16 protein-coding genes are annotated in these 21,842 nt (G+C 73.5%); 8 read left to right on the top strand and 8 right to left on the bottom strand.

Going from position 1 to position 21,842, the window contains the following annotated elements:
* Positions 1 to 29: 29 nt before the first annotated feature.
* Complete coding sequence (locus tag ABD671_RS16685; protein WP_344734568.1) at positions 30 to 2,075, bottom strand: MMPL family transporter; 2,046 nt, start codon at positions 2,073 to 2,075, stop codon at positions 30 to 32.
* Between the two features lie 17 nt (positions 2,076 to 2,092).
* Here ABD671_RS16685 and ABD671_RS16690 point away from each other — a divergent pair, with 17 nt between their 5' ends.
* Positions 2,093 to 2,596: a MarR family winged helix-turn-helix transcriptional regulator gene (locus ABD671_RS16690; protein WP_344734569.1), complete on the top strand. Its 504-nt coding sequence runs from the start codon at positions 2,093 to 2,095 to the stop codon at positions 2,594 to 2,596.
* Here the strand turns inward: ABD671_RS16690 and ABD671_RS16695 are convergent.
* Positions 2,556 to 3,527 carry a DUF389 domain-containing protein gene (locus ABD671_RS16695; protein ID WP_344734570.1) on the bottom strand — a complete coding sequence of 324 codons (972 nt, stop codon included), beginning with the start codon at positions 3,525 to 3,527 and terminating at the stop codon, positions 2,556 to 2,558. The genes ABD671_RS16690 and ABD671_RS16695 overlap by 41 nt on opposite strands.
* Positions 3,528 to 3,600: 73 nt before the next feature.
* On the opposite strand from ABD671_RS16695, the gene ABD671_RS16700 reads away from it, so the two are divergent.
* On the top strand, positions 3,601 to 4,377 hold the full coding sequence (locus ABD671_RS16700; RefSeq protein ID WP_344734571.1) for a YqjF family protein: 777 nt from the start codon (positions 3,601 to 3,603) through the stop codon (positions 4,375 to 4,377).
* A 15-nt stretch (positions 4,378 to 4,392) separates the two neighbouring features.
* Here the strand turns inward: ABD671_RS16700 and ABD671_RS16705 are convergent, their stop codons facing one another.
* Positions 4,393 to 6,093 (bottom strand): AMP-binding protein, encoded by a 1,701-nt coding sequence (locus tag ABD671_RS16705; protein WP_344734572.1) that lies wholly within the window; start codon positions 6,091 to 6,093, stop codon positions 4,393 to 4,395.
* Positions 6,094 to 6,478: 385 nt separating this feature from the next.
* Positions 6,479 to 9,493, bottom strand: a complete 3,015-nt coding sequence (locus tag ABD671_RS16710; protein WP_344734573.1) for a type II toxin-antitoxin system Rv0910 family toxin — start codon at positions 9,491 to 9,493, stop codon at positions 6,479 to 6,481.
* Positions 9,494 to 9,601: 108 nt separating this feature from the next.
* On the opposite strand from ABD671_RS16710, the gene ABD671_RS16715 reads away from it, so the two are divergent.
* A complete protein-coding gene (locus ABD671_RS16715) occupies positions 9,602 to 10,231 on the top strand; it encodes a TetR/AcrR family transcriptional regulator (RefSeq protein ID WP_344734574.1) in 630 nt (209 codons plus the stop codon).
* On the opposite strand, the gene ABD671_RS16720 is transcribed toward ABD671_RS16715, so the two are convergent.
* Positions 10,232 to 11,890, bottom strand: a complete 1,659-nt coding sequence (locus ABD671_RS16720; protein WP_344734575.1) for a PP2C family protein-serine/threonine phosphatase — start codon at positions 11,888 to 11,890, stop codon at positions 10,232 to 10,234.
* Positions 11,891 to 12,345: 455 nt separating this feature from the next.
* Here ABD671_RS16720 and corA point away from each other — a divergent pair, with 455 nt between their 5' ends.
* From corA to ABD671_RS16745, 5 genes are all read left to right on the top strand, one after another.
* Positions 12,346 to 13,491, top strand: a complete 1,146-nt coding sequence (corA, locus tag ABD671_RS16725) for a magnesium/cobalt transporter CorA (RefSeq protein ID WP_344734576.1) — start codon at positions 12,346 to 12,348, stop codon at positions 13,489 to 13,491.
* A 137-nt stretch (positions 13,492 to 13,628) separates the two neighbouring features.
* Positions 13,629 to 15,791: a putative Ig domain-containing protein gene (locus ABD671_RS16730; protein ID WP_344734577.1), complete on the top strand. Its 2,163-nt coding sequence runs from the start codon at positions 13,629 to 13,631 to the stop codon at positions 15,789 to 15,791.
* A gap of 158 nt (positions 15,792 to 15,949) precedes the next feature.
* Entirely contained in the window at positions 15,950 to 16,678 is a 729-nt protein-coding gene (locus ABD671_RS16735; RefSeq protein WP_344734578.1) for a TetR/AcrR family transcriptional regulator, read from the top strand.
* Between the two features lie 80 nt (positions 16,679 to 16,758).
* Positions 16,759 to 17,763, top strand: coding sequence for an alkaline phosphatase family protein (locus ABD671_RS16740; RefSeq protein ID WP_344734579.1), 1,005 nt, complete (start codon positions 16,759 to 16,761; stop codon positions 17,761 to 17,763).
* Positions 17,764 to 17,786: 23 nt separating this feature from the next.
* The gene (locus tag ABD671_RS16745; protein WP_344734580.1) at positions 17,787 to 18,392 is read left to right on the top strand and encodes a flavin reductase family protein; all 606 of its coding nucleotides are present in this window, start codon (positions 17,787 to 17,789) and stop codon (positions 18,390 to 18,392) included.
* A gap of 32 nt (positions 18,393 to 18,424) precedes the next feature.
* Here ABD671_RS16745 and ABD671_RS16750 read toward each other — a convergent pair whose 3' ends face one another.
* The 3 genes from ABD671_RS16750 to cysD all read right to left on the bottom strand — a co-directional run bounded on the left by ABD671_RS16750 (position 18,425) and on the right by cysD (position 21,772).
* Positions 18,425 to 19,477 carry an NAD(P)H-dependent amine dehydrogenase family protein gene (locus ABD671_RS16750; RefSeq protein WP_344734630.1) on the bottom strand — a complete coding sequence of 351 codons (1,053 nt, stop codon included), beginning with the start codon at positions 19,475 to 19,477 and terminating at the stop codon, positions 18,425 to 18,427.
* Between the two features lie 109 nt (positions 19,478 to 19,586).
* Entirely contained in the window at positions 19,587 to 20,864 is a 1,278-nt protein-coding gene (locus ABD671_RS16755; protein WP_344734581.1) for a sulfate adenylyltransferase subunit 1, read from the bottom strand.
* Complete coding sequence (gene cysD / locus ABD671_RS16760) at positions 20,864 to 21,772, bottom strand: sulfate adenylyltransferase subunit CysD (protein ID WP_344734582.1); 909 nt, start codon at positions 21,770 to 21,772, stop codon at positions 20,864 to 20,866. Before cysD ends, ABD671_RS16755 begins: the two co-directional genes overlap by 1 nt.
* Between the last annotated feature and the right edge of the window lie 70 nt (positions 21,773 to 21,842).

Genomic DNA, 21,842 nt, shown 5'->3' on the forward strand with positions numbered 1-21,842 from the left:
GTGGGTGGATCCGCCGAGGGCGGCCCCGGTCAGCCGACCTTCCGGGGCCACCAGAACCGGTCGCCCAGGCGGACGGCGATCGCCGGCACCAGCACCGTGCGCACCAGCAGCGTGTCGAGCAGGACGCCGATGCAGATGACGATGCCGAGCTGGGCGAGCACCACCAGGGGCAGGACGCCGAGCACCGCGAACACCGCGGCGAGCAGCACACCGGCGCTGGTGATGACGCCGCCGGTCGAGGCCAGGGCCCGCAGCATGCCCTCACGGGCGCCGTGGCCGCGGGCCTCCTCGGCGGCCCGGGTGACGAGGAAGATGTTGTAGTCGACACCGAGGGCCACCAGGAAGAGGAACGCCTGGAGCGGTACGCCGACGTCGAGCCGGTCGAAGCCGAAGACGTGGGTGCTGATGAGCCACCCGGCGCCGAGGGCCGCGAGGTAGGTGGCGACCACCGTGAGCACCAGCACCACCGGCGCGACGACCGAGCGCAGCAGGGCGCCCAGGGCGGCGAGCACCACGATCAGGATGAGCGGCACGATGAGACCGCGGTCGGAGGAGGTGGCCGCGTTGATGTCGACGTCGTCGGCGTCCGTGCCGCCCACCAACGTGCGGGGCTGGCCGTCGAGCGCGGCGCGCAGCTGCTCGACGTCGTCCCGGGCCGCCGGGGTGCCCGGCGCGGAGTCGAGGACGACGTTGAGGCGGGTGAGTCCGTCGTGCGTGCCGGCGATGCTCACCGACTCCACGCCCTCGACGCTGCGGATCATGCCGGTGACGGGCCGCACGAGGGAGTCGGGGGTGAGCACGACGGCCGGGTCGGCGCTGCCGGCCGGGAAGGACTCGGCCAACCGGGCCGAGGCGCTGATCGACTCGGGGGTGTCGATGAACTGGTCGGACTCCGAGAGCCCGCTGCGGATCGAGAGGATGCCGCTGGCGAGGGCGGCGAGCACCACCACGCCCGCGACGGCGGCCGGCACCGGACGCCGCGCGACGCCGTCGCCGATGCGGCGCCACACGGTGTGGCCCTCCGAGAGCACGGTCTGGCCGACCTCGGGGCGTCGCGGCCAGAAGATCCCGCGCGGGAACACCACGAGGGCCAGCGGCAGCACCACCATGACGGCGACGGCGGCGACCACAACACCGATGGCGCAGGCCAGACCCAGGCCGCGGGTGGTCGGGAAGGCGCTCAGCAGCAGCGCGAGCAGGGAGAGGACGACGGTGACGGCGCTGGCCAGCACGGCCTCGGCGGTGCGCACCCAGGCCTTGGCCATCGCCTCCCCGCGGTCGGCGAACACCCGCAGCTCGTCGCGGTAGCGGGAGATGAGCAGGAGCGCGTAGTCGGTGCCGGCGCCGAAGACGAGCACCGAGAGGATGCCGGTGGTCGACTCGTCGAAGGCCACGCCGAGCGTGCTCAGCGAGTGCGTGGCGGCGACGGCGGCGACCTGGTCGGCGACGCCCACGACGATGAGCGGCACCAGCCACAGGAACGGGGAGCGGTAGGTGACGATCAGCAGGATCGCGACGACGGTGGCGGTGACCATCAGCAAGGAGACGTCGGCGCCGTCGAACACCCGGGCGAGGTCGCCCTGGATCGCGGCCGGCCCGGTGACGGCGGCGCTGACACCCTCGGGGAGGTCCTTCTTCACCGCGGCGCGCAGGGCGTCGATCTCGTCGGCGAGCTCGGCGGCGTCGGTGGTGGACGTCGGCACGATGCCCACGAGCGCGGTGCCATCCTCGGAGGGCTGGAGCTCGGTGCCGGTGCCGGTGCCGTCGGTGGCGGCGGCGAAGCTCTTCTGGAGCGACGCGCGGTCGGCGGCGTCGATGCCCGGCCCACCAGCGTCGGAGTAGAACAGGACCACGGCCACCTGGTCGTCGCCGGAGGGGAAGGAGTCCAGTGCCTTCACCACGGCGGTGGAGTCGTATCCGTCGGGCAGTTGATCGGTGGATCCGCGGTCGACCGGTGCCGTGCCGACGGCGCCGATGAGGGCTCCGCCGATGATGAGGTAGAGCACCGGAAGGATCCAGGCGATCCGCGGACGCAGGAAGGGGAGCAGTCTCGTCTCCGTACGGGATTGTTCCATGATGGAAGGATAGAGGCATGACCCAAGAGCACGCGGAGCAGCCGCCCACGGCCGTCCCGATGCTGCTCCAGGAGCTCACCGTCGAACTCGGCCGCTTCGCCCAGGGGTTCGGACGCCGCCACCGCATGCACCAGACCGACGTCGACGCCCTGGGGCACCTGTCGGTGGCCGAGCAGCGGGGCGAGGCCATGACGCCGTCCCGGCTCGCGGCCTCCCTCGACCTCAGTGCGCCCGCCACCTCCGCGCTCCTGCACCGCCTCGAGGACACCGGGCACGTCGTCCGCGAACCCGACCCCGACGACGGACGTCGCCAGCTGCTGCACCTCCAGCCGACCGCCCGCGAGCTCGCTACCGAGTACTTCGGCCCGCTCGCCGCCTCGCTCTCCCGGTCGCTCGAGGGCATGACGCCCGACGAGGTCGCCGTCGTGGAAGGCTGGCTCGCCCGCGCCGTCACAGCGACCCGGGATGCCGCCGCCCAGGTCAGTCGACCGGACGATCCGCCCGCCCGCGGCGGGCGATGAACCGGGCCCGCCGCACCGACAGCGGGTGCCACACCACCTGCTGCACCGTGAGCGTGACCCAGCCCGCGATCGCCATCCCGGCGATGTTGAGGAACAGCTGCTGCGTGCTGCCCCAGATCTCCTCCGGCAGCCCGAAGGCGATGCCGAGCGCGATGTTGCCGGCCGCGGGCACGGTGGTCACCGAGATGAAGACCCCCGCCAGACCGCCCACCTTCGCCGAGGTCAGCGAAAGCACCCCGGCGGCGCCGGCGATCACCGCGACCACGAACGACCAGCGGTCGGGGGTGTAGACGAACGCGGTGTCGGGCCGGACCACGAGGTCCTCCACCGTGATCCATCCCCACGAACGCCCCAGCAATGTGATGAGCGCGGTGAGGACGATCGCCACCAGGAACCCGCCGAACAGCGTGCTCACCGCCTGCTGGAGCAGGTTCCAGCGCCGCCGGACCACCGAGAGTCCGATCGCGGCCACCGGCACGAACTCCGGGCCGAGGACCATCGCGCCGATGATGAGCACCTGGGAGTCCAGCACGATCGCCACCGAGGCGATGAGGGTCGCCAGGGTCATGAAGGAGACGTAGGTCCAGTTGAACTCCGACTCGTCGTAGGCGCGCTGGGTGACGTCGGCCCACACCACGGCGTCCGCACTGCTGCCCGGCGTGCGCCGCTCGGCCTCGAAGCCCGCCCGCGACATCCACGTCGAGGAGTGCTCGATGTGCACCGTGCCGCGCTCGTGCACCCGCCACTCCCGCAGGAAGTCGATCACCTCGTTGGCGCCCTCGCGGGCGAGGTCGCAGGTGATGAGGTCGCCCGGGGGCTTGACCGCCGCGCCGCGCTGCACGAGCAGCGCCGAGACGGCCTCGTCGTCCTCCAGCGCATCGACGATGCGGGAGGTGAGGTCGGCGGGCGCGATGATGCTCAAGCGCAGCATGGGCGCGAAGCTAACACCCCGGCGCAGCACCGCCACGCCACCGCGGTTTGCCTGGGCCGGTCAGCATGGAGGCGTGCCCGTGGAACCGCTCGACCCTCTCGCGCTCGTCGAACCCGTCGACCGGCACGCGCCCGTCCTGCGCGGCCCGGTGCTGATGAACCAGGACTGGCGCGACCTCACCTACCTGCACTGGGCGGTCGACCCCGAGCGCGTGGCCGACCGCATGCCGCCGGGGGTGCGCCCCGACGTCCACGACGGCGCGACCTACGTGGGTCTCGTGCTGTTCCACATGGTCGACGCCGGCTTCGGACGCCGCAGCGAGGTGCCCTACTTCGGCACCTTCCTCGAGACCAACGTGCGCCTCTACAGCGTCGACGCCGACGGCCGCCGCGGCGTCGTCTTCCTCAGCCTCGACGCCGACCGGCTGGCGGTCGTGCTCGCCGCGCGGGCCGGCTTCGGCGTGCCGTACCGCTGGGCCTCGATGTCGCACGGCGCGCGCGTCGTCCCCGGCGGCGTCCGCCACACCTACCGCGCCCGGCTGCGCTGGCCCGGCGTCCGGGCGCGCAGCCTGGTGGAGGTCGAGGTCGGCGACCCGCGGCCCGCCACGCCGCTCGACGACTTCCTCTCCGCGCGGTGGCGCCTGCACACCAGCATCGCCGGACGCACGCTGCGGGTGCCCAACCAGCACGAGCCCTGGCCCCTCCACGACGCCCGGGTGGTGCGCCTGGAGGACGAGCTCGTGGCCTCCGTGGGCTTCCCCGGCCTGACCGACACCGAGCCCGACCACATCGCCTTCAGCCCCGGCGTCCACACGATCTTCGGGTTGCCGCAGCGGGTGGCGGGGGTCTGAGGCTGCGGAGCCGGCTCAGAACCCGCCGATCCCCTCCACCGAGTCCGCCGCGGCCAGCACCCGCTTGAGCACCTTGCCGGTCGGGTTGCGCGGCAGCGCGGCGACGAACCACACCTCGCGGGGCACCTCGTGCCGCGCGAGGCGCTCGCGGGCCAGGGCGCGCAGCTCCTCGGCCTCGACCACCGCGCCGGGCAGCAGGACGACGACCGCCCGCAGACGCTGACCGAACTCCTCGTCGGGGACGCCGACCACGGCCACCTCGTCGACCCCGGAGTGCTCGGCGAGCAACGCCTCCACCTGGGCCGGGACGACGTTCTCGCCGCCGGAGACGATCATGTCGTCCTCGCGACCCTCGATGTGCAGCAGCCCGTACTCGTCGATGCGACCGACGTCGCCGGTCGAGACGTAGCCGTCGACGACCTCCTTGCCCGAGCCGTCGGTGTAGGCGGTGAAGGCCAGTGCGCTGCGCACGAAGACGATGCCCGGCTCGCCGTCCGGCACCGGACGCCGGTCGGGGCCGAGCAGCAGCACCCGCGCGGCCGCGGGCGCACGGCCCACGCAGCCCGGGGCGAGCGCGAGCTCCTGCGGGGTCGCCACCGCCGCGACCCCCACCTCGGTCGAGCCGTACATGTTGTAGAGGACGTCGCCGAGCAGCTCGCGGGTGCGCACGCACAGGGCCGCGGGCAGCGCGGAACCCGCGGCGTAGATGCGTTCCAGGCTCGCGAGGTCGGCCGGATCGGGGTCGAGCGCGAGGATGCGGTGCAGCATCGTCGGCACGAGGACGAGCACCCGCACCTGCTCCGCCCTGATCGTCGCGACCGCCGTCGCGGCATCGAAGCGGCGGGCGAGGACGATGCGGCAGCCGGCCGCCAGGGCGAGGCAGAGCTGCGAGAGCCCGGTGCCGTGGAAGATCGGCGCCGCCATGAGCACGGTGCATCCGTGCGGGAAGGGCAGGCGGTCGAGCACCTGGGCGCTCTGCAGGGGGTTCATCCGCGACCGCGGCGCCCCCTTGGGCACGCCCGTCGTGCCGCTGGTGAGGATCACCAGTCCGCCCGACGTCGCCGGCAACGGCGGCGGGGACGTCGGGCCGGCGTCGGCCAGGCCGTCGAGGGTGAGCACGTCACCCGCGGGCGCCGCGTCGGCGACCACGGTCGGCAGCTGCTGACCCGACTCCGAGCACGCCTGCGCGACGACGTCGGCGAAGTCGGCGTCGTGCACCAGCACCTCGACGCCCTCGCGGGCGAGCACCGTGGCCAGCTGCGGCGCCGCCGAACCGGTGTTGAGCAGCACCGCACGCGCCCCGGCGTACCCGGCCGCGGCCAGCGCGATCACCGGTCCGCGGTGGTCACGGCACAGGATGCCGACGACCGGGGTCGCCTCGGGCTCGCGCTCGATCCGGCCGAGCAGGGCCAGCAGACCGTGCGCGACCGACGCCGCCCGGTCGTCGAGCTCGCGGTAGGTCACCTCGCCGCGGTCGTCGGCCAGCGCCACGGCGTCCGGCGTACGACGGCGCGCGACCCGCACCGCGGTGGTGAGGGGGCCGAGGTGCACCGTCTCGCGGCTGTTGCGGAGGGTGCGGTCCAGGCGCAGCGGCTCCAGCAGGCCCTCACGCTGGAGCACCCGCAGCGCGCGGGCGATGTCGAGTCCGCGCTCGACCGCCTCCCCCACCCGCCGCGGCCCCAACGCCACCACCCGCGGCAGCACCGGCCCGCTCATCGCGTCACCTCCGCGCCACCGGTGGTCGAGGTGCGACGAGCGCCAGCGAGGAGCCACGAGACCCGGCGAGACCCCCACCCGCCGTACCCACCGCCCTGCACCGGTGCGGGGATCTCGCGGCTCGCTGGCGCTCGCACCTCGATCACCGGACAGCTCGGCGCCACGGCGCCTCCCACCTCGACCACCGCAGGGAACCCGGTGGTCGAGGTGCGACGAGCGCCAGCGAGGAGCCACGAGACCCGGCGAGAACCGCACCCGCCGTACCCACCGCCATGCACCGGTGCGGGGATCTCGCGGCTCGCTGGCGCTCGCACCTCGATCACCGGACAGCTCGGCGCCACGGCGCCTCCCACCTCGACCACCGACCGGGTCGCGAGCGGCGTCCTCATCGGCCCGTCCATCGCGGTGCGCGCTTCTCAGCGAAGGCGGCGACGCCCTCGCGGGCATCGTCGGAGAGCACGACGGGACTCGCCATCTCGCTCTGCCGCTCGAAGCCCTCGGCGAGGCTCCAGGTCGGCGCGGTGTCGACGATCTGCTTGCCCACGCTGACCGAGAGCGGCGCGTTGGCGGCGATCCGCGCGGCGAGATCGAGGGCGGCGTCCAGCGCGCCCCCGGTGGGGACGACGCGGTTGACGAGGCCGAGCTCGTGCAGGCGCGCGGCCGGCAGCGGGTCGGCGACCAGGGCGAGCTCGAGCGCCACCGGACGCGGCAGCCGCACCGCGGTGCGCCACAGACCGCCGGCGGCGGCGAGCAGGCCGCGCTTGGCCTCGGGCAGCCCGAAGATCGCGTCCTCGGCGGCGACGACGAGGTCGGCGCACAGCGCGAGTTCGAAGCCGCCTGCCAGAGCGGCGCCCTCCACCGCGGCGATGGTGGGCTTGACCGGCGGCTCGGCGGTGAGTCCCAGCGGCCCGCGCCGGTCGGTCACCGGCACCTCGCCACGGTGGGCGCCCGCGAGGTCCATGCCGGCGCAGAAGGTGCCGTCGGCACCGGTCAGCACGATCACCCGCACGGTCGGGTCGGCCTCGGCGTCGTCGACGGCCCGCTCGAGGGCGAGCGCCATCGGCCGGTCGACGGCGTTGCGCACGTGCGGCCGGTCGAGGGTGATGAGCAGGATCTCGCCGTCCTCGCCCCGCCGCTCGGTGCGCAGCGGCGCGGGCGGCGGGGGCGGCAGGTCGACCCGCTTCGAGCGCGCGCCCCCGACGAGGGTCAGGACGCCGTCGGTGAGCGCGATGCGGCGGCGCAGCACGTCGGTGCCGGTGAGCAGGGCGACGTCCTCGGGGGATTCGCGGCGCAGCAGCACCCGGGCGCCGTCGTCGGTGATGGCCGAGACGATCACGGCCTCGGCGGCGCCGGTGCGGCGGTAGGGCACCGTGATCGCCTCGACGACGGCGGTGCCCTCGAGCTCGGTGCGCGCCGGACGCGCGGGGGGCCGGTCGAAGGCCGGCTTGAGGTGGGCGAAGCGCTGGGCGGGCGGGGTGGCGGCGTAGATGCCGAGCGCGTGCTTCGTGGCGTACCACCCCAGCGAGCTCGACAGGCCGTACTCGGTCGGCCGCTCGCGCAGCAGCGGCACGAGGCTGGACACGGCGTGCAGGCCGTAGTTGTTGCCGGGTCCGCCGGCCGAGGTCAGCCCGCCGGTCACGCTCAGCGGCCGGGAGGCGTCGTCCCAGGGAAGGCCGAGGGCCTCGGCGCCCAGCTGCACCGCGGCCGGGAAGCAGGAGTAGAGGTCGACCGGGCCGAGGTCGGCGGCGGTGATGCCGGCATGCCCGAGGGCGGCGGACGCCGCCGCGGTGATCGCGGGACTGCGGGTGAGGTCGGCCCGTTCGGAGACGAACCACTCGTCGGTGGCCGAGGCCCCGGCGTGCAGGAAGACCCACTTCTCCTGGGCGATGCCCGCGGCCTGGGCGGCCGCGACGCTGGTGACGATGACCGCCGCCCCGAGGTCGACGGTGAAGTTGGCGCACATCAGCTTCGTGTAGGGGTCGCTCACCCAGCGGTTGGCCGGCGTCGGGGTGGCGATCTCCTCGGCGGTGCGCGCCGTGCGGTCCCATGCGAAGGGGTTGCCCGCGGCGACCTCGCTGTTGCGCGACCAGAGGTCGGCGATGCGCGCCCGGTGCTTCTCGACGCTGAGGCCGCAGGCGCCGCGCAGGGCCGACTCCAGCAGGGCGTAGACGAAGATCGGCGCGGAGAGGCCGACGCTGGTCTCGGCCTCGTTGTTGGCCGGGCGGTCGATGCCGATGACCCGGTCGGGTGCGGCGTCGTCGGGCTGCCGGTCCCATGCCGGCTGGCGGCCGTCGCGCTGGAGCGCCGAGACGGTGGCCCCGGCCTCGGCACCGCTGATGAGGACGACGTGCGCGCGACCGTCGACGACCTGCTGCGCGGCGTCGTTGACCGACAGCTGGGCACCGTCGCCGCCGTAGGGCGAGGTCTGCACGGTCGAGGCGCCCTCGGCGCCTACCAGTGCGGCGACCGCCCCGGCCTGGTCGGGGTAGACCCACGAGGCGCTGGGGACGGCGTAGACGAGGTCGGCATTGGCCAGCAGGCCTTCGCCGAGCGTCGATCCGGCGTCGGCCGCGGCGGCCCGCAGGGCGCGGACGGCCAGCTCGACCGGCTCGACCGGGTGCGCGAGATCGGGCGTGCGCTCGACGACCTGCCCGACGCCGACGACCACCGGGGTCGAGGGATCGAGCAGGCGGCCGCTCGCCGCGTGGAGCACGGGCTCGTCGGCCACCCGCAGCCGCGCGGGGCCGCCGGCGTCCTCGAGCAGGTCGGCGAGTGCGGCGAGGGAATCGGTGAGCGCGACCTCGACGCTGCGCACCGCGGTGAGGCCGACCGGTCCCTTGACCGGGGAACCGTCGAGGGCACCGTCGAGACGGACGACGCAGCCGCCGGGGGCGGGCGCGATCGTGCACCACAGGCCCACCGTGATGCCCATCGGGCCGGTGCCGCGCAGGGCGAAGCCCTCGGCGTCGGCGCGCTCGACCCGCCAGCGGGCCTGGGCGGGGATGTCCATCAGCTTGATCTGCTGGGTGAACTCGGCGCCGGTCTCGATGCGGGCCGGCCGCTCGCCGCGCCACGCCAGGTGCAGGGTCAACCACTCGTGGGCGCGGTCGAGGTCGGCCACCAGGTCGACGACCGCCTCCGGCGTCGCGGCGAGCGCGCGGCTGGCGCTCACCTGGCGTGCGTAGTCGGCCACGCCGGCCGGTGCGGGCAGCTCGACGGCGGCCGCGGGCCCGTCCCCGGCTGGTGCGGCGGCACCCGGGCGGACCCGGGCCAGCGCACCCTCGACCCCGAGTCGCGCGGTCTGGGCGGCGACGGGGGCCAGGGTGCGCACGGTCGCGACGGTGCGGGAGAGGCGGCGCGGGAGACCGGCGCGCGGTCGTCGGTCGGGGGTGGGAGCCATCGGGATCACTTTCCGTCTGATCAGACTGATTTCGCCATGGTGGGGCATCCGCCCCGGTCCGGCAAGCCGTGACCGCTGCTCGGACGCTACGGCCGTTAGGTTGACCCCATGGCCGCCGCCCCCCGTCGCACGCAGCAGGTCCGCTCGGCGGCGACCCGCGCCCGGCTCCTCGAGGCCGCCTACCGGTGCCTGGTCGAGGGCGGCTACGCCGCCACCACCGTGGGCGCCGTCCAGCAGCGCGCCGGGGTCGCCCGCGGCACCCTGCTCCACCACTTCCCGACCCGCAGCGCGCTCATGGCCGGGGTGGTCGAGGACATCATCGAGCGCCGCCTGGAGGTCATCACCGGCGCCGGCGACGACCCGGCCGTCAGCCCCGCGACGGGCGCGGCGGGCTGGGACGACGTCGTCGACCTCGTCTGGCGCGAGCTGCGCTCGCCGGCCTACGCGGCCGCCCTCGAACTGTGGGTCGCGGCCCGCACCGACCCCGACCTGCGCGAGGCCCTGCTGCCGCTCCAGGACCGCATCTTCGCCACCGTGCACCGCCGCGTCACCGACCTCGTCGGCGCCGACCATCCGCGGGCCGGGCTGCTGGTGCAGTTCACCATCGACCTGCTCACCGGCTCCCACCTCGCCGGCATCCTCGCGCCGCGCGCGGGCACCACGGCGATCGTCGAGGCCTGGAAGCTCGCCCTGCGCGAGCTGGCGGGCGACCCGCCACCCGACACCCGCCGGGGCTGATCAGGCCGGCGCGCGCGTGCGGACGACGACGAGCGCGATGTCGTCCTCGGCGTGCGGCTCGACAGCCGCGAGCAGGGCATCGGCCAGCCGGTCGGGGTCGTCGTCGCCGAGCCGCCGCACCCGGTTCTCCGCCGCCCAGGCGGCGATCCAGCCGACGAGCCACTCCAGGCCCGCACCCAGTCCGGTGTCGCGGCGCTCCACCAGGCCGTCGGTGAAGAACACCAGGAGGCTGTCGTCGGACAGCAGCTCCTCGTGGTCGGTGCGCTCGATCTCGGGCACGAGTCCGAGCAGGGGGTCGGGCTCGGTCTCCAGCAGCCGCACGTCACCGTCGGGGCCGAGCAGCACCGGCGGCGGGTGGCCCGCGTTCGACCAGCGCAGGCGGTGCCCCTCGGGCAGCGACTGCACGCCGGCGTAGACGGAGGTGGCGACCTCCACGACACCGAGCCCGTCGAGCGCCCGGTCGAGCGCCCCCAGGACGCCGGCCGGGCTGCCGGGCGCGGCGATCGCGATGCCGCGCAACAGATTGCGGATCTGGGCCATCGCGGCGGCGGCCTGGCTGTCGTGACCGGCGACGTCGCCCACGGCCAGGGCCAGCGTGCCCTCGGTGAGCAGGAAGGAGTCGTGCCAGTCGCCGCCCACCTGGGCGATGTCGAGCGCGGGTTGGTAGCGCACCACGACCTCGACCCGCTCGGTGCGGATGGGCTCGCTCAGCAGGCTGCGCTGGAGGGTCGTGGAGAGCGCCCGCTCGGCGGCGGCGGTGCGGCGTTCGCGCGAGATGGCATCGACCCGGTCGAGGGCGGCGCCGATGGTGGCGGCGAGCAGCCGCAGGAAGCTCTCGTGCTCGTCGTCCATCGGCAGCATCGGGCTGGGGACGACGGCCAGGGCCGGCCGTTCCTCCTCGGGCGGCAGCCGCAGCGCCGCGCCGAACTCGGCCCCCGGGGTCAGCGCCAACCAGCAGACCCGGGTACCGGCGCGCTCCTCGACGAGCAGGTCGCGGTGGGCCAGCGGGGTCCCCGGGGACGCAGGGACGCGCGGGTCGGGGTCGCCGGACGCCGGCCGCAGGTCGACCGCCGCGACGTCGTCGTGCGCCTCACGCAGCAGGCGCAACGCCTCGGTGAGCACGACGCCGGGCTCGGTGGCATCGGCGAGCACGTCGCCGAGCCGGGCCAGGAGGGAGATCCGGCGCTGCGCGATCACCGAGCGGGTGGTCTCGGTGGCGATGTCCATCAGCCCCTCGACCTCGCCGGCCGCATTGGTCACCGGCGAGTAGGCGTAGGTGAAGTAGCACTCCTCGAGGAAGCCGTGCCGGTGCAGCGGCACGGCGGCGTCCTCGAGGAAGAACGCCTCGCCGTGCGTCATCACGCCGTCGACCAGCGGCCCGATCACCGGCCAGGCCTCGTCGAACATCTCCTCGCAGCGCGATCCGAGCGCGGCCGGGTGCTTGTCGCCGATCAGTTCGACGTAGGCCTCGTTGTAGACCAGCACGTGCTCGGGCCCCCAGATGAGGGTCACCGGGAACCGCGTGCGCAGCATGAGCGCGACCGTGTTGCGCAGCGTGGTCGACCACGCCGCGGGCGACCCGAGGGCGGTGGCCGACCAGTCGACCGCCGCGTAGTCGTCGACGAGCGCGCCGGCGTGGCGGAAGAGGGCGTCGGGCACCTGCGGAGCCTAGGCGGACGACGGGGACGACCGGTCGCCGTCCACCCCTGGGGATTGACCCGAGCCGGCCATGCCCACCCCGGGACGGACGTCCCGCTCGAGGGTTCGCCGCCGCGCGTCGGCGGGGCTAGGCTGGTCAGCGGTTCCGAACGGACCAGACGGCCCACGACGACGGGCCGCACCGGCGGCGAAGGGGGTGGCGATCCGTGGACGGCGAACCTCCCAGTCCCAGACCCGTGGCCAGACCCCTGACCGGCCCTAACCGGCCCTGACCGGTTCTCGGGAGCCGATCTCCGGCACCACCTCCTCATGAGGCCGGCCGTCGGCTGCGGCAGGGTCACGATCACCCACGACGCGTGCACGCGTCCGCCCGGCTCGCACCGGGCCCTCCGTCGTCCCTCGCAGCGACCTGCGCCCGGGTCGCTGCCGCCCTCAGGAGCCCTCAGGAGAGCGTCATGTCCGAGCGTCCGTTCACCGCGCTGCGCACCCCGATCCGCTCGCTCGCCGGTCGGGTGCGTCGCGCCCCCGACCCGACCACCCCGATCCCCTCGCCGCCGATGACCGCGCACACGCCGGCGCGGCTCAGCCTGGTCGACAGCGCCGTCTACGTGGACGGCGATCGGGTCGCGAGCCCCGCGACCCTCGCCGACACCTTCTCCTCCCTGCGCGAGACCGAGGACGCCGTCGGCTGGATCGGCCTCTATCGGCCCGACCACCACGAGCTCGCGCAGGTGGCCTCGGAGTTCGACCTGCACGAGCTGGCCGTCGAGGACGCGATCACGGCGCACCAGCGCCCGAAGCTGGAGCGCTACGGCGAGACGCTGTTCGTCGTCCTGCGGGCCGCGCGCTACCTCGACGACGTCGAGGAGGTCGAGTTCGGCGAGGTGCACCTCTTCGTGGGCCCCGACTTCGTGATCACCGTGCGGCACAGCGAGGCTCCCGACCTCTCGGCGGTGCGGCGACGCCTGGAGAGCAACCCCGACCTGCTGCGGCTGGGCCCCGAGGCCATCCTCTACGCGATCCTCGACCGCATCGTCGACGGCTACGCGCCGGTCGTCGCCGGTCTGGAGAACGACATCGACGAGATCGAGACCGAGGTGTTCCAGGGCGACCCGCGGGTGTCGCGGCGCATCTACGAGCTCTCCCGCGAGGTCATCGAGTTCCAGCGCGCCACCCGGCCGCTCGCCGCCGTGGTGGCGGCGTTGACGGCCGGCTTCGAGAAGTACGGAACCGACGAGGAGCTCCAGCGCTACCTGCGCGACGTCGAGGACCACCTCACGGTCGTCATCGAGCAGGTCGACGGCTTCCGCCAGCTGCTGCGCGACATCCTCACCGTGAACGCGACGCTGGTCGCCCAGCAGCAGAACGAGGAGATGAAGGCGCTCAGCGCGGTCAGCGTCGACCAGAACGAGGAGGTCAAGCGCATCTCGGCCTGGGCGGCCATCCTCTTCGCGCCCACGCTCATCGGCACGGTCTACGGCATGAACTTCGACTCCATGCCCGAGCTCCACTGGACCTACGGCTACCCGTTCGCGCTGGTGATGATGGGCGTGGTGAGCCTGGTGCTCTACCTCGTGTTCCGGCGCCGCGGCTGGATCTGACCGCGTGATCCGCCGGTCGGCCGGATCCGTTCGCGCAGATCCCTCAACCCGACCCGAGCGCCGCCGATAGCAGGGGAAACCCCCGCTGCTCGTGCCCCCCGCACGAGCAGACCCCCCTGCATGAAAGAGGCGACGCCGTGCGCCGTACCCCTCGTTCCCTGTCCGTCCCGCTGACGCTGGTCGCCGCGGTCGTCGGCGCCGTCCTGGCCGCCCCGAGCGCCTCGACCGCCCTGGACGTCGGGCGATCCGATGCGCCCGCCGTGGCCGCGGGCAGCGGATGCGCGCAGTCCGGCGCCCGGCCGCGCGCGGCCTCGGCCGTCGAGAGCAGCGACCCCGCGCTGTTCGCGACCGCGGCCCGCCGCACGTCGCAGGGTCAGGAGGGCCTCGCAGGTCTGGCGGAGGACCACACCCTCTGGCTGGACGGCTGCGGCCGACCGCTCTACGCCGAGCCGACCCTGAGCGCCCGGGCGATCGCGCGCTCCGAGCGGGCGATCGCACGCGACACCAGCGGGCACCGGGGCAAGGGCCAGGCCAAGGGGCAGGCCAAGGGGCAGGGCAAGGGCAAGCGCGGTCACGGGGCGCGCGGCAGCGCGATCGTGGCGCAGGCGTCCTCGGGGTGGTCGGGCCGCGTCGCCGCGACCGCCCTCCAGCCGCTCGCCAACACCTTCACGCTGAACTCGCGGCCGGGCGCGGCCCGCACGATCTACCTGGACTTCCGCGGCGGCAGCGTCGCCTCGACCGCGTGGAACGCCTCCTACACCGGCGGCGCACCGATCGCCGTCGCGCCGTACTCCGTCGACGCCGACACCACCACCTTCTCCACCGTCGACCTCACCGAGATCCAGCGGGTGTGGCAGATCGTCTCGGAGGACTACGCACCCTTCGACGTCAACGTCACCACCGCCGACCCCGGCGCCGCCGCCCTCCAGCGCAGCTCGGCGTCCGACACCGTCTACGGGGCTCGCGTCGTGATCGCCCCGGGCAACAACCCGATCTACACCTCGTGCGGCTGCGGCGGCATCGCCTACGTCGGGGTCTTCAACCTCAGCGGCACCGACCACGACTACTACCAGCCGGCGTGGGTGTTCACCGGCGGCGTGGGCACGAGCGGCAAGAACATCGCCGAGGCCGCCAGCCACGAGGCCGGTCACCTCTTCGGCCTCTACCACGACGGCACCGCGACCTCGGGCTACTACAGCGGCGCGACGCCGTGGGCGCCGATCATGGGCGCCGGGTACTACCAGCCGATCACGCAGTGGTCGAAGGGCGAGTACCCGGGGGCCAACCAGACCCAGGACGACCTGGCGGTCATCGCGACGGGCGCTCCCCTGCGCACCGACGACGTCGGCGACACCGCCGCCACGGCGGGCATGCTGTGGCCGCAGGACGCCTCCAACGGCGTGATCAGCACCCGCACCGACGTCGACGCCTGGCGCTTCACCGCCGCCGGGACGACCACGGTCACGGTGACCCCGGCCGACTACGCCAACCTCGACGCCAGCCTGCGCATCACCGACGCCGCCGGCACGACGCTGGCCACCGTCAACCCGACCGCCGCGGCGAGCAGCCCCTCGGTCGCGACCGGCCTGGGCGCCACCTACACCTTCACCGCACCGTCGGCGGGCGCGACGTACCTGGCCTATGTCGACGGCGTCGGTCAGGGATCGCCGTCCAGCGCCGGCTCCTACAGCGACTACTCCTCCCTCGGGAACTACCAGATCGCTCTGACCACCGGCAGCACCGGCGTGACGCCGTCCACCCCGGTCACGCTGACCACCACGGCCCTGCCGGGTGGGACCGTCGGCCAGGCCTACACCGCCACGCCGGTCACCCCGAAGGGCGGCGCGAGCCCCTACACCTACAGCGCCACCGGTCTGCCGGCCGGTCTCGCGATCGGCGCGACGACCGGTCAGATCACCGGCACGCCGAGCGCGGCCGGCACGAGCAGCGTCGTGGTGAAGGTGACCGACGCCGCCGGGCAGACCGCGACGTCCTCGGCCCTCACCCTGGTGGTGGCGGCAGCGCCGACCTCGACGCTGAGCATCCCGACCACCGCGATCGCCGCCGGTCGGTACGCCGTCTCCTACGCCGCGACCATCCTGGTCGCCGGCGGCACCCAGCCCTACCGCTACTCCTACTCGGGCACCCTGCCGCCGGGCCTCTCGCTCACCGTCTCCGCGCCGGGCCAGGTCACGCTCTCGGGTCGTCCGGTCAGCCGCGGGACCTTCACCTTCACCCTGAAGGCCACCGACGCGGCCGGCGCGACCACGCAGCGGGCGTTCACGGTAGCGATCACCTGAGGCCGATCACCTCAGGCCGATCACCTCAGGTGACTCACGGAGCCTCGTTCACCTGAAAGGGTGAAGTTCACACGGAGGGGCGCGTAACACCGGGCGGTGGATCTCGTTGGGACGACGAACCGCCCTCCCCACGCGCAGTTCCCCCCCAGGAGACAACCGTGCTGATCTCGCCGCCCGCCCCTCCGACCGACGCCCTCGGGCGACCGGAACGGGACCCCGCGCCTCGCCGCTCCCGGCAGCTGCAGCGCATCCGGGACGGTGTCTTCTTCACCGCTCCGCCCGAGCTGCCCCACGGCCCGCACGGGCTGGCCCGCGAGCAGGTGGTCCGGGCCCAGCGCGAGCGCGCGATGATCGCGGTCACCGAGCTGCTGGCGGTCATGCCGCTACGCGAGATCGGCATCCGCGAGATCGCCCGCGAGGCCCACCTCTCGACGTCCGCGTTCTACCGCTGCTTCACCGACAAGGACGACTGCCTCTTCGCCGCCTACGAGCGGTTCGTCTCCGTCCTCGGGCAGCGGTTCCTCGCGACCGTCACCTTCGCCGAGGAGTGGCCCGAGCAGATCGGGCTGGTCGTCGACGCCTTCTTCGACACCCTCGCCGCCGACATCGTCACGGCACGCGCCTACCTCGTCGAGATGGAATGCGCGGGCGGCGAGGCCCGGGCCCGACGCCGTCACGCCGTCGACACCATGGCCCAGGCCATGAAGGAGCGCCGCGACGCCCGCTGGCCCGGATCGGAGGCGGTGCCGCTCGTCGCCTACGAGTCCGCGGCCATCGCCGTGCGCTACCACGCCGCCCGCGCCCTGGAGGCCGGTGCCGACGAGGCCGGGCTGCGCGCGCTGAGCGGCGACCTCGGCCCCTGGCTGACCCGCCTGCTCACCCTCTGAGCCGGCTCCCCCTCGGCCCGATCCGGCCCGATCCGGCCCGACCCGGCCCGCAGGTCGACCGGGCCTGAGATGCTGGTCGGGTGAGGGGAACCGATGCATCCGTACGCCCGCACGCGTCGCGCCCGCAGACGGCCGGTCGTCGTCGGCGGTGGCAGATCCTCGCCCTCCTCGGCGTCGTGCTCCTGACGGCCGCCGCCGGGTGCGCAGGCCAGCGACCGGACGCCGCCGGAGAGCTCACGGCGTCGGTCACCGCGCCCCAGGCGACGGCGAGTTCCCCCGACGCCCCCGACACCCCCGACACCACGGTCGGCAAGGTGCTGGTGGTGATGGTCGAGAACCACTCGCTCGGCCAGATGCGGGCCGGGATGCCGTGGCTGGCCCGGCTCGCGGAGCGCTACGCCTACGCGGCCGACTACCACGGCGTCGTCCATCCCTCGCTGCCGAACTACCTGGCCATCGCGGGCGGCAGCACCTTCGGCGTCCGCAACGACGCCTCCCCGGCAGCGCACCGGCTCTCCGGCGCGAGCGTCTTCGGCCGTGCCGTCGCGGCCGGCGGCACCGCGCGGCTCTACGCCGACGCGATGCCGCAGGCGTGCGCCCTGGAGCCGAGCTACCCCTACGCGGTCAAGCACAACCCGTGGGCCTACTTCGTCGACGAGCGCGACCTGTGCGCCGCCGACGACGTCCCGGTCGCGCAGCTGGCCGACGACGTCGCCGCCGGCGACCTGCCGACCGTCGGCATGCTCATCCCCGACCTGTGCCACGACGCCCACGACTGCCGACTGGGCACCGCCGACGCCTGGCTGAAGCGGCAGCTGCGACCGGTGCTCGCCGGGCCGGACTTCACCAGCGGCGACCTCGCGCTGGTCATCACGGCCGACGAGGACGACGACCATCACGGCAACCGGGTGCTCACCGTCGTCGCCCACCCGTCACTGGAGAGGTCCGACCGGGTCGTGCGCGCCCGCCTGAACCACTACGGCCTCTCCCGGTCGCTGGCCGAGGTGGCCGGCGTCCGCCCGCTGCGCCAGGCGCGGACGGCGCGCTCGGTGCTCGCCGCCTTCGGGCTCACCCCGAAGGGCTGACCCCCGCCGCCTAGGCTGGCGGGGTGCCGCGCGAACGTCAGGTGATCAGGGCCGATTCCGGCCGCAACCTCTACCCCCTGCTGACCGCCTCGATCGTGCCGCGGCCGATCGCCTGGGTCTCGACGCTCGATGCCGACGGCGTCGGCAACCTGGCCCCGCACTCGTTCTTCACCGTGGCCGCGGTCTCCCCTGCGGTCGTCTCCTTCACCTCGGTCGGCACGAAGGACTCGCTGCGCAACATCCTCGCCACCGGGGAGTTCACGGTCTCGGTGACCCCGCGCGCGCTGCTCGACGCCGTCAACGACTCCAGTGCGCCCTACCCTCCCGACGTCGACGAGGCGACGCGGCTGGGCATCGCGATGGAGCCGAGCGCCACCGTCGCGCCGCCGCGGGTGGCCGCCTCGCCGGTCGCGATCGAGTGCAGCCTGCACTCGACCACCGCCTTCGAGGGCGACTGCACGGTGGTGTTCGGGCTGGTGCGGGCGATCGCGATCGACCCCGACGCGCTCGGCCCCGACGACCTGCCGACGATCGAGGCGATCGCGCCGCTCTCGCGCCTGGGGCGCAACGAGTGGGGGCTCCCGCCCGAGGTCGTGCGGATCGACCGGCCGATGCGGGTTGAGGACTGAGCCCCGCCGGATGCGCCGCCGAGGGATCCGGCTCAGCGGGTCCGGCCGGTGACCACCGGCAGGTCCTTGAGCGTCACGATGCCCGGCGGGGCCGCGACGACGTAGGGGACGGCGTTGGTGGCCGGCATCGCGGTGTAGATCATGCCGGGGCCCATCCAGCCCTCCTCGTCCCAGTCGTGCGGCGGCAGGCAGTGCAGCACCGTGCGCATGTTGGGCCGGCCGAACACCTGGACGACGTGCCCGTGCGCCAGCGGCTTCGGCGGCGTCACGTGCTGGCCCATCGTCCAGTTGAAGCCGACCGAGACGACATTGCGGTCGCCGACCCAGCCGCGGTGGTAGCCGAAGACGCCCGCGATCGTGCCGGCCGGGATGGTCATGAAGCCGAGGTCGGAGTCGCCGTGGGCGGGGGTGAAGGTGACGTCGAAGGTCAGCCGGTCGAGGGTGACGTCGAGGGCGTCGGCCATCATGGCCGCCGACTCGGCGAACACCTCGCTCTCGGTGCGCACGAACTCCTCCAGCCCCGGCGTCCCGAGGTCGCGGCCGAAGCCCATGTGGCTCATCGTGGCGCCGGACTCGTAGGTCGAGCAGTCGACCGACTCGGTGATCCGGATCTCGTCGACGCGCTCGCAGGCACCGGAGAGCACGAGCCCGACGAGGTTGGTGATGCCGGGGTGCGCGCCGCTGCCGTAGATCGTCGACCGGCCGACGCGGCAGGCCTCCTCGATCCGCGCGCGGTCGTCGGGTGACTGCTTGCCGCCGGTGATCCAGGCGGCGGTGGTGACCACGTCGACGCCCGCTGCGAGCAGGCGGCACAGGTGGTCGAGATCGGGCCACAGCGGGTTGTAGCAGCAGGCGTCGGCGCCGGTGGCCAGCAACGCCTCGACGTCGTCGGTGGCCAGGACGCCGGTCGGCTCGGGCCACCCGCACAGCTCGGCGGCGTCGCGGCCGACCTTGTCGGCGCCGTGGGCGTAGACGCCGGCGAGCTCGAGGTCGGCGCGGGCGAGGATCGCGTGCAGCGAGCGGCTGCCGATGTTGCCGGTGGTCCACTGCAGCACGCGCAGCGGTCGGTCGTGGCGAGGGGGCATCACGAGGGCTGAGTAGAACGTGTTCTAGCGCCCCGCGTCAACGGCCCCGGACGCACCGCGGCCCGGACATCGGGCGATGTCCGGGCCGCGGTCAGCTGAGCGTGTCGGGTCAGCCGTTGATCATGCCGGCGCCGACGGTGACGCCGGTGGCCTCGTCGATGAGGATGAACGAGCCGGTGGTGCGGTTCTTGGAGTACGGGTCGCACAGCAGCGGCACCGTGGTGCGCAGCTGGATGCGGCCGATCTCGTTCAGGCCCAGCTCGCCGGCCTCGTTGTCGCGGTGCAGCGAGTTGACGTCGAGGCGGTACTGGATGTCCTTGACGAGCGCCCGGGCGGTGCGGGTGGTGTGCTTGATGGCCAGCTTCTGCCGCGGCTTGAGCGGCGTGGTGGTCATCCAGCAGACCATCGCGTCGATGTCCTGGGTCGGCGTCGGCGCGTTCTTGACCCGGGCGATCATGTCGCCGCGGGAGACGTCGACGTCGTCGGTCAGACGCACGGTCACCGACATCGGCGGGAACGCCTCGGCGACCTCGCGGTCGAAGAGGTCGATGCCGGCGATGGTCGAGGTCATGCCCGAGGGCAGGACGACGACCTCGTCGCCCGGCTTGAGGACGCCGCCGGCGACCTGACCCGCGTACCCGCGGTAGTCGTGGTGCTCGTCGGACTTCGGCCGGACGACGTACTGCACCGGGAAGCGGACGTCGACCAGGTCGCGGTCGGAGGCCACGTGCACGTGCTCGAGGTGGTGCATGAGCGTGGGGCCGGAGTACCACGGCATGTGCTCGGAGCGGTCGACCACGTTGTCGCCCTGGAGCGCCGAGATCGGGATGACCTCGAGGTCGGGGATGTTGAGCTTCGTGGCGAACTGCGTGAACTCGGCGTGGATGCGCTCGTAGGTGGCCTGGTCGTAGTCGACGAGGTCCATCTTGTTGATGCACAGCACGAGGTGCGGCACGCGCAGCAGCGAGAGCAGGACGGCGTGGCGGCGCGACTGCTCGGTCAGGCCGTTGCGGGCGTCGACGAGCACGAGGCCGAGGTCGGCGGTCGAGGCGCCGGTGACCATGTTCCGGGTGTACTGCACGTGCCCGGGGGTGTCGGCGATGATGAACTTGCGGTTGGGCGTCGCGAAGTAGCGGTAGGCCACATCGATGGTGATGCCCTGCTCGCGCTCGGAGCGCAGACCGTCGGTGAGCAGCGAGAGGTCGACGTAGCCGTGGCCCTTGGCCTCGCTCGTGCGCTCGACCGCCTCGAGCTGGTCGGCGAAGATCGACTTGCTGTCGTAGAGCAGCCGGCCGATGAGGGTGGACTTGCCGTCGTCGACCGAACCGGCGGTCGCGAACCGCAGGAGGTCCATCTGGGGCTTGGTGCCGGGGGTGGTCTCGGCCATCAGAAGTAGCCCTCCTTCTTGCGGTCCTCCATGGCGGCCTCGGAGAACCGGTCGTCGCCACGGGTGGCGCCGCGCTCGGTGACCCGCGCCGCGGCGACCTCGTCGATGATCTCCTCGATGGTCGAGGCCGTGGACTCCACGCAGCCGGTGAGCGTGATGTCGCCGCAGGTGCGGAACCGGACGGTGCGCTCGGTGACGACCTCGCCGTCGCGGGTCGGATTGAGCGGCGTCTCGGACATCAGCATGCCGTCGCGCTCGAAGACGCGACGCTGGTGGGAGAAGTAGATCGAGGGGATCTCGATGCCCTCACGACCGATGTAGTCCCAGATGTCGAGCTCGGTCCAGTTGCTGATCGGGAAGATCCGCATGTGCTCGCCGGCGTGCAGGCGGCCGTTGTAGAGCGACCACAGCTCGGGGCGCTGGTTCTTGGGGTCCCACTGCCCGAACTCGTCGCGGTGGGAGTAGACGCGCTCCTTGGCGCGGGCCTTCTCCTCGTCGCGGCGGCCGCCGCCGAAGGCAGCGGTGAAGCCGTTCTCCTCGATCGCGTTGAGCAGGGTGCCGATCTGGAGGCGGTTGCGGCTGGTCTTGCCGTCGTCGATCACGACGCCGTCGGCGATCGCGTCGTCGATGCTGGCCACGATCAGCTTCACACCCAGGCGGTTGACCCAGTTGTCGCGGGTGGTGGTGACCTCGGGGAAGTCCAGGCCGGTGTCGACCTGGAGCACCGGGAAGGGGATCTTCGCGGGGTAGAACGCCTTCTCCGCCAGCCGCAGCATGACGATCGAGTCCTTACCGCCGGAGAACATCAGGACGGGCTTCTCGAACTCGGCGGCGACCTCACGGAAGATGTGGATCGACTCCGCCTCCAACTGATCCAGCTGGCTCAGCCGATAGTCGGCATGCGTCACGAACGGGCTCCTCAGGTGCGGGGTGCTGCACCGCGGGGCGGGCAGGCAGATAGGACCGACGGTAGGTCAC

The sequence above is a fragment of the Nocardioides fonticola genome, from assembly GCF_039536805.1.
GTDB lineage: Bacteria > Actinomycetota > Actinomycetes > Propionibacteriales > Nocardioidaceae > Nocardioides > Nocardioides fonticola.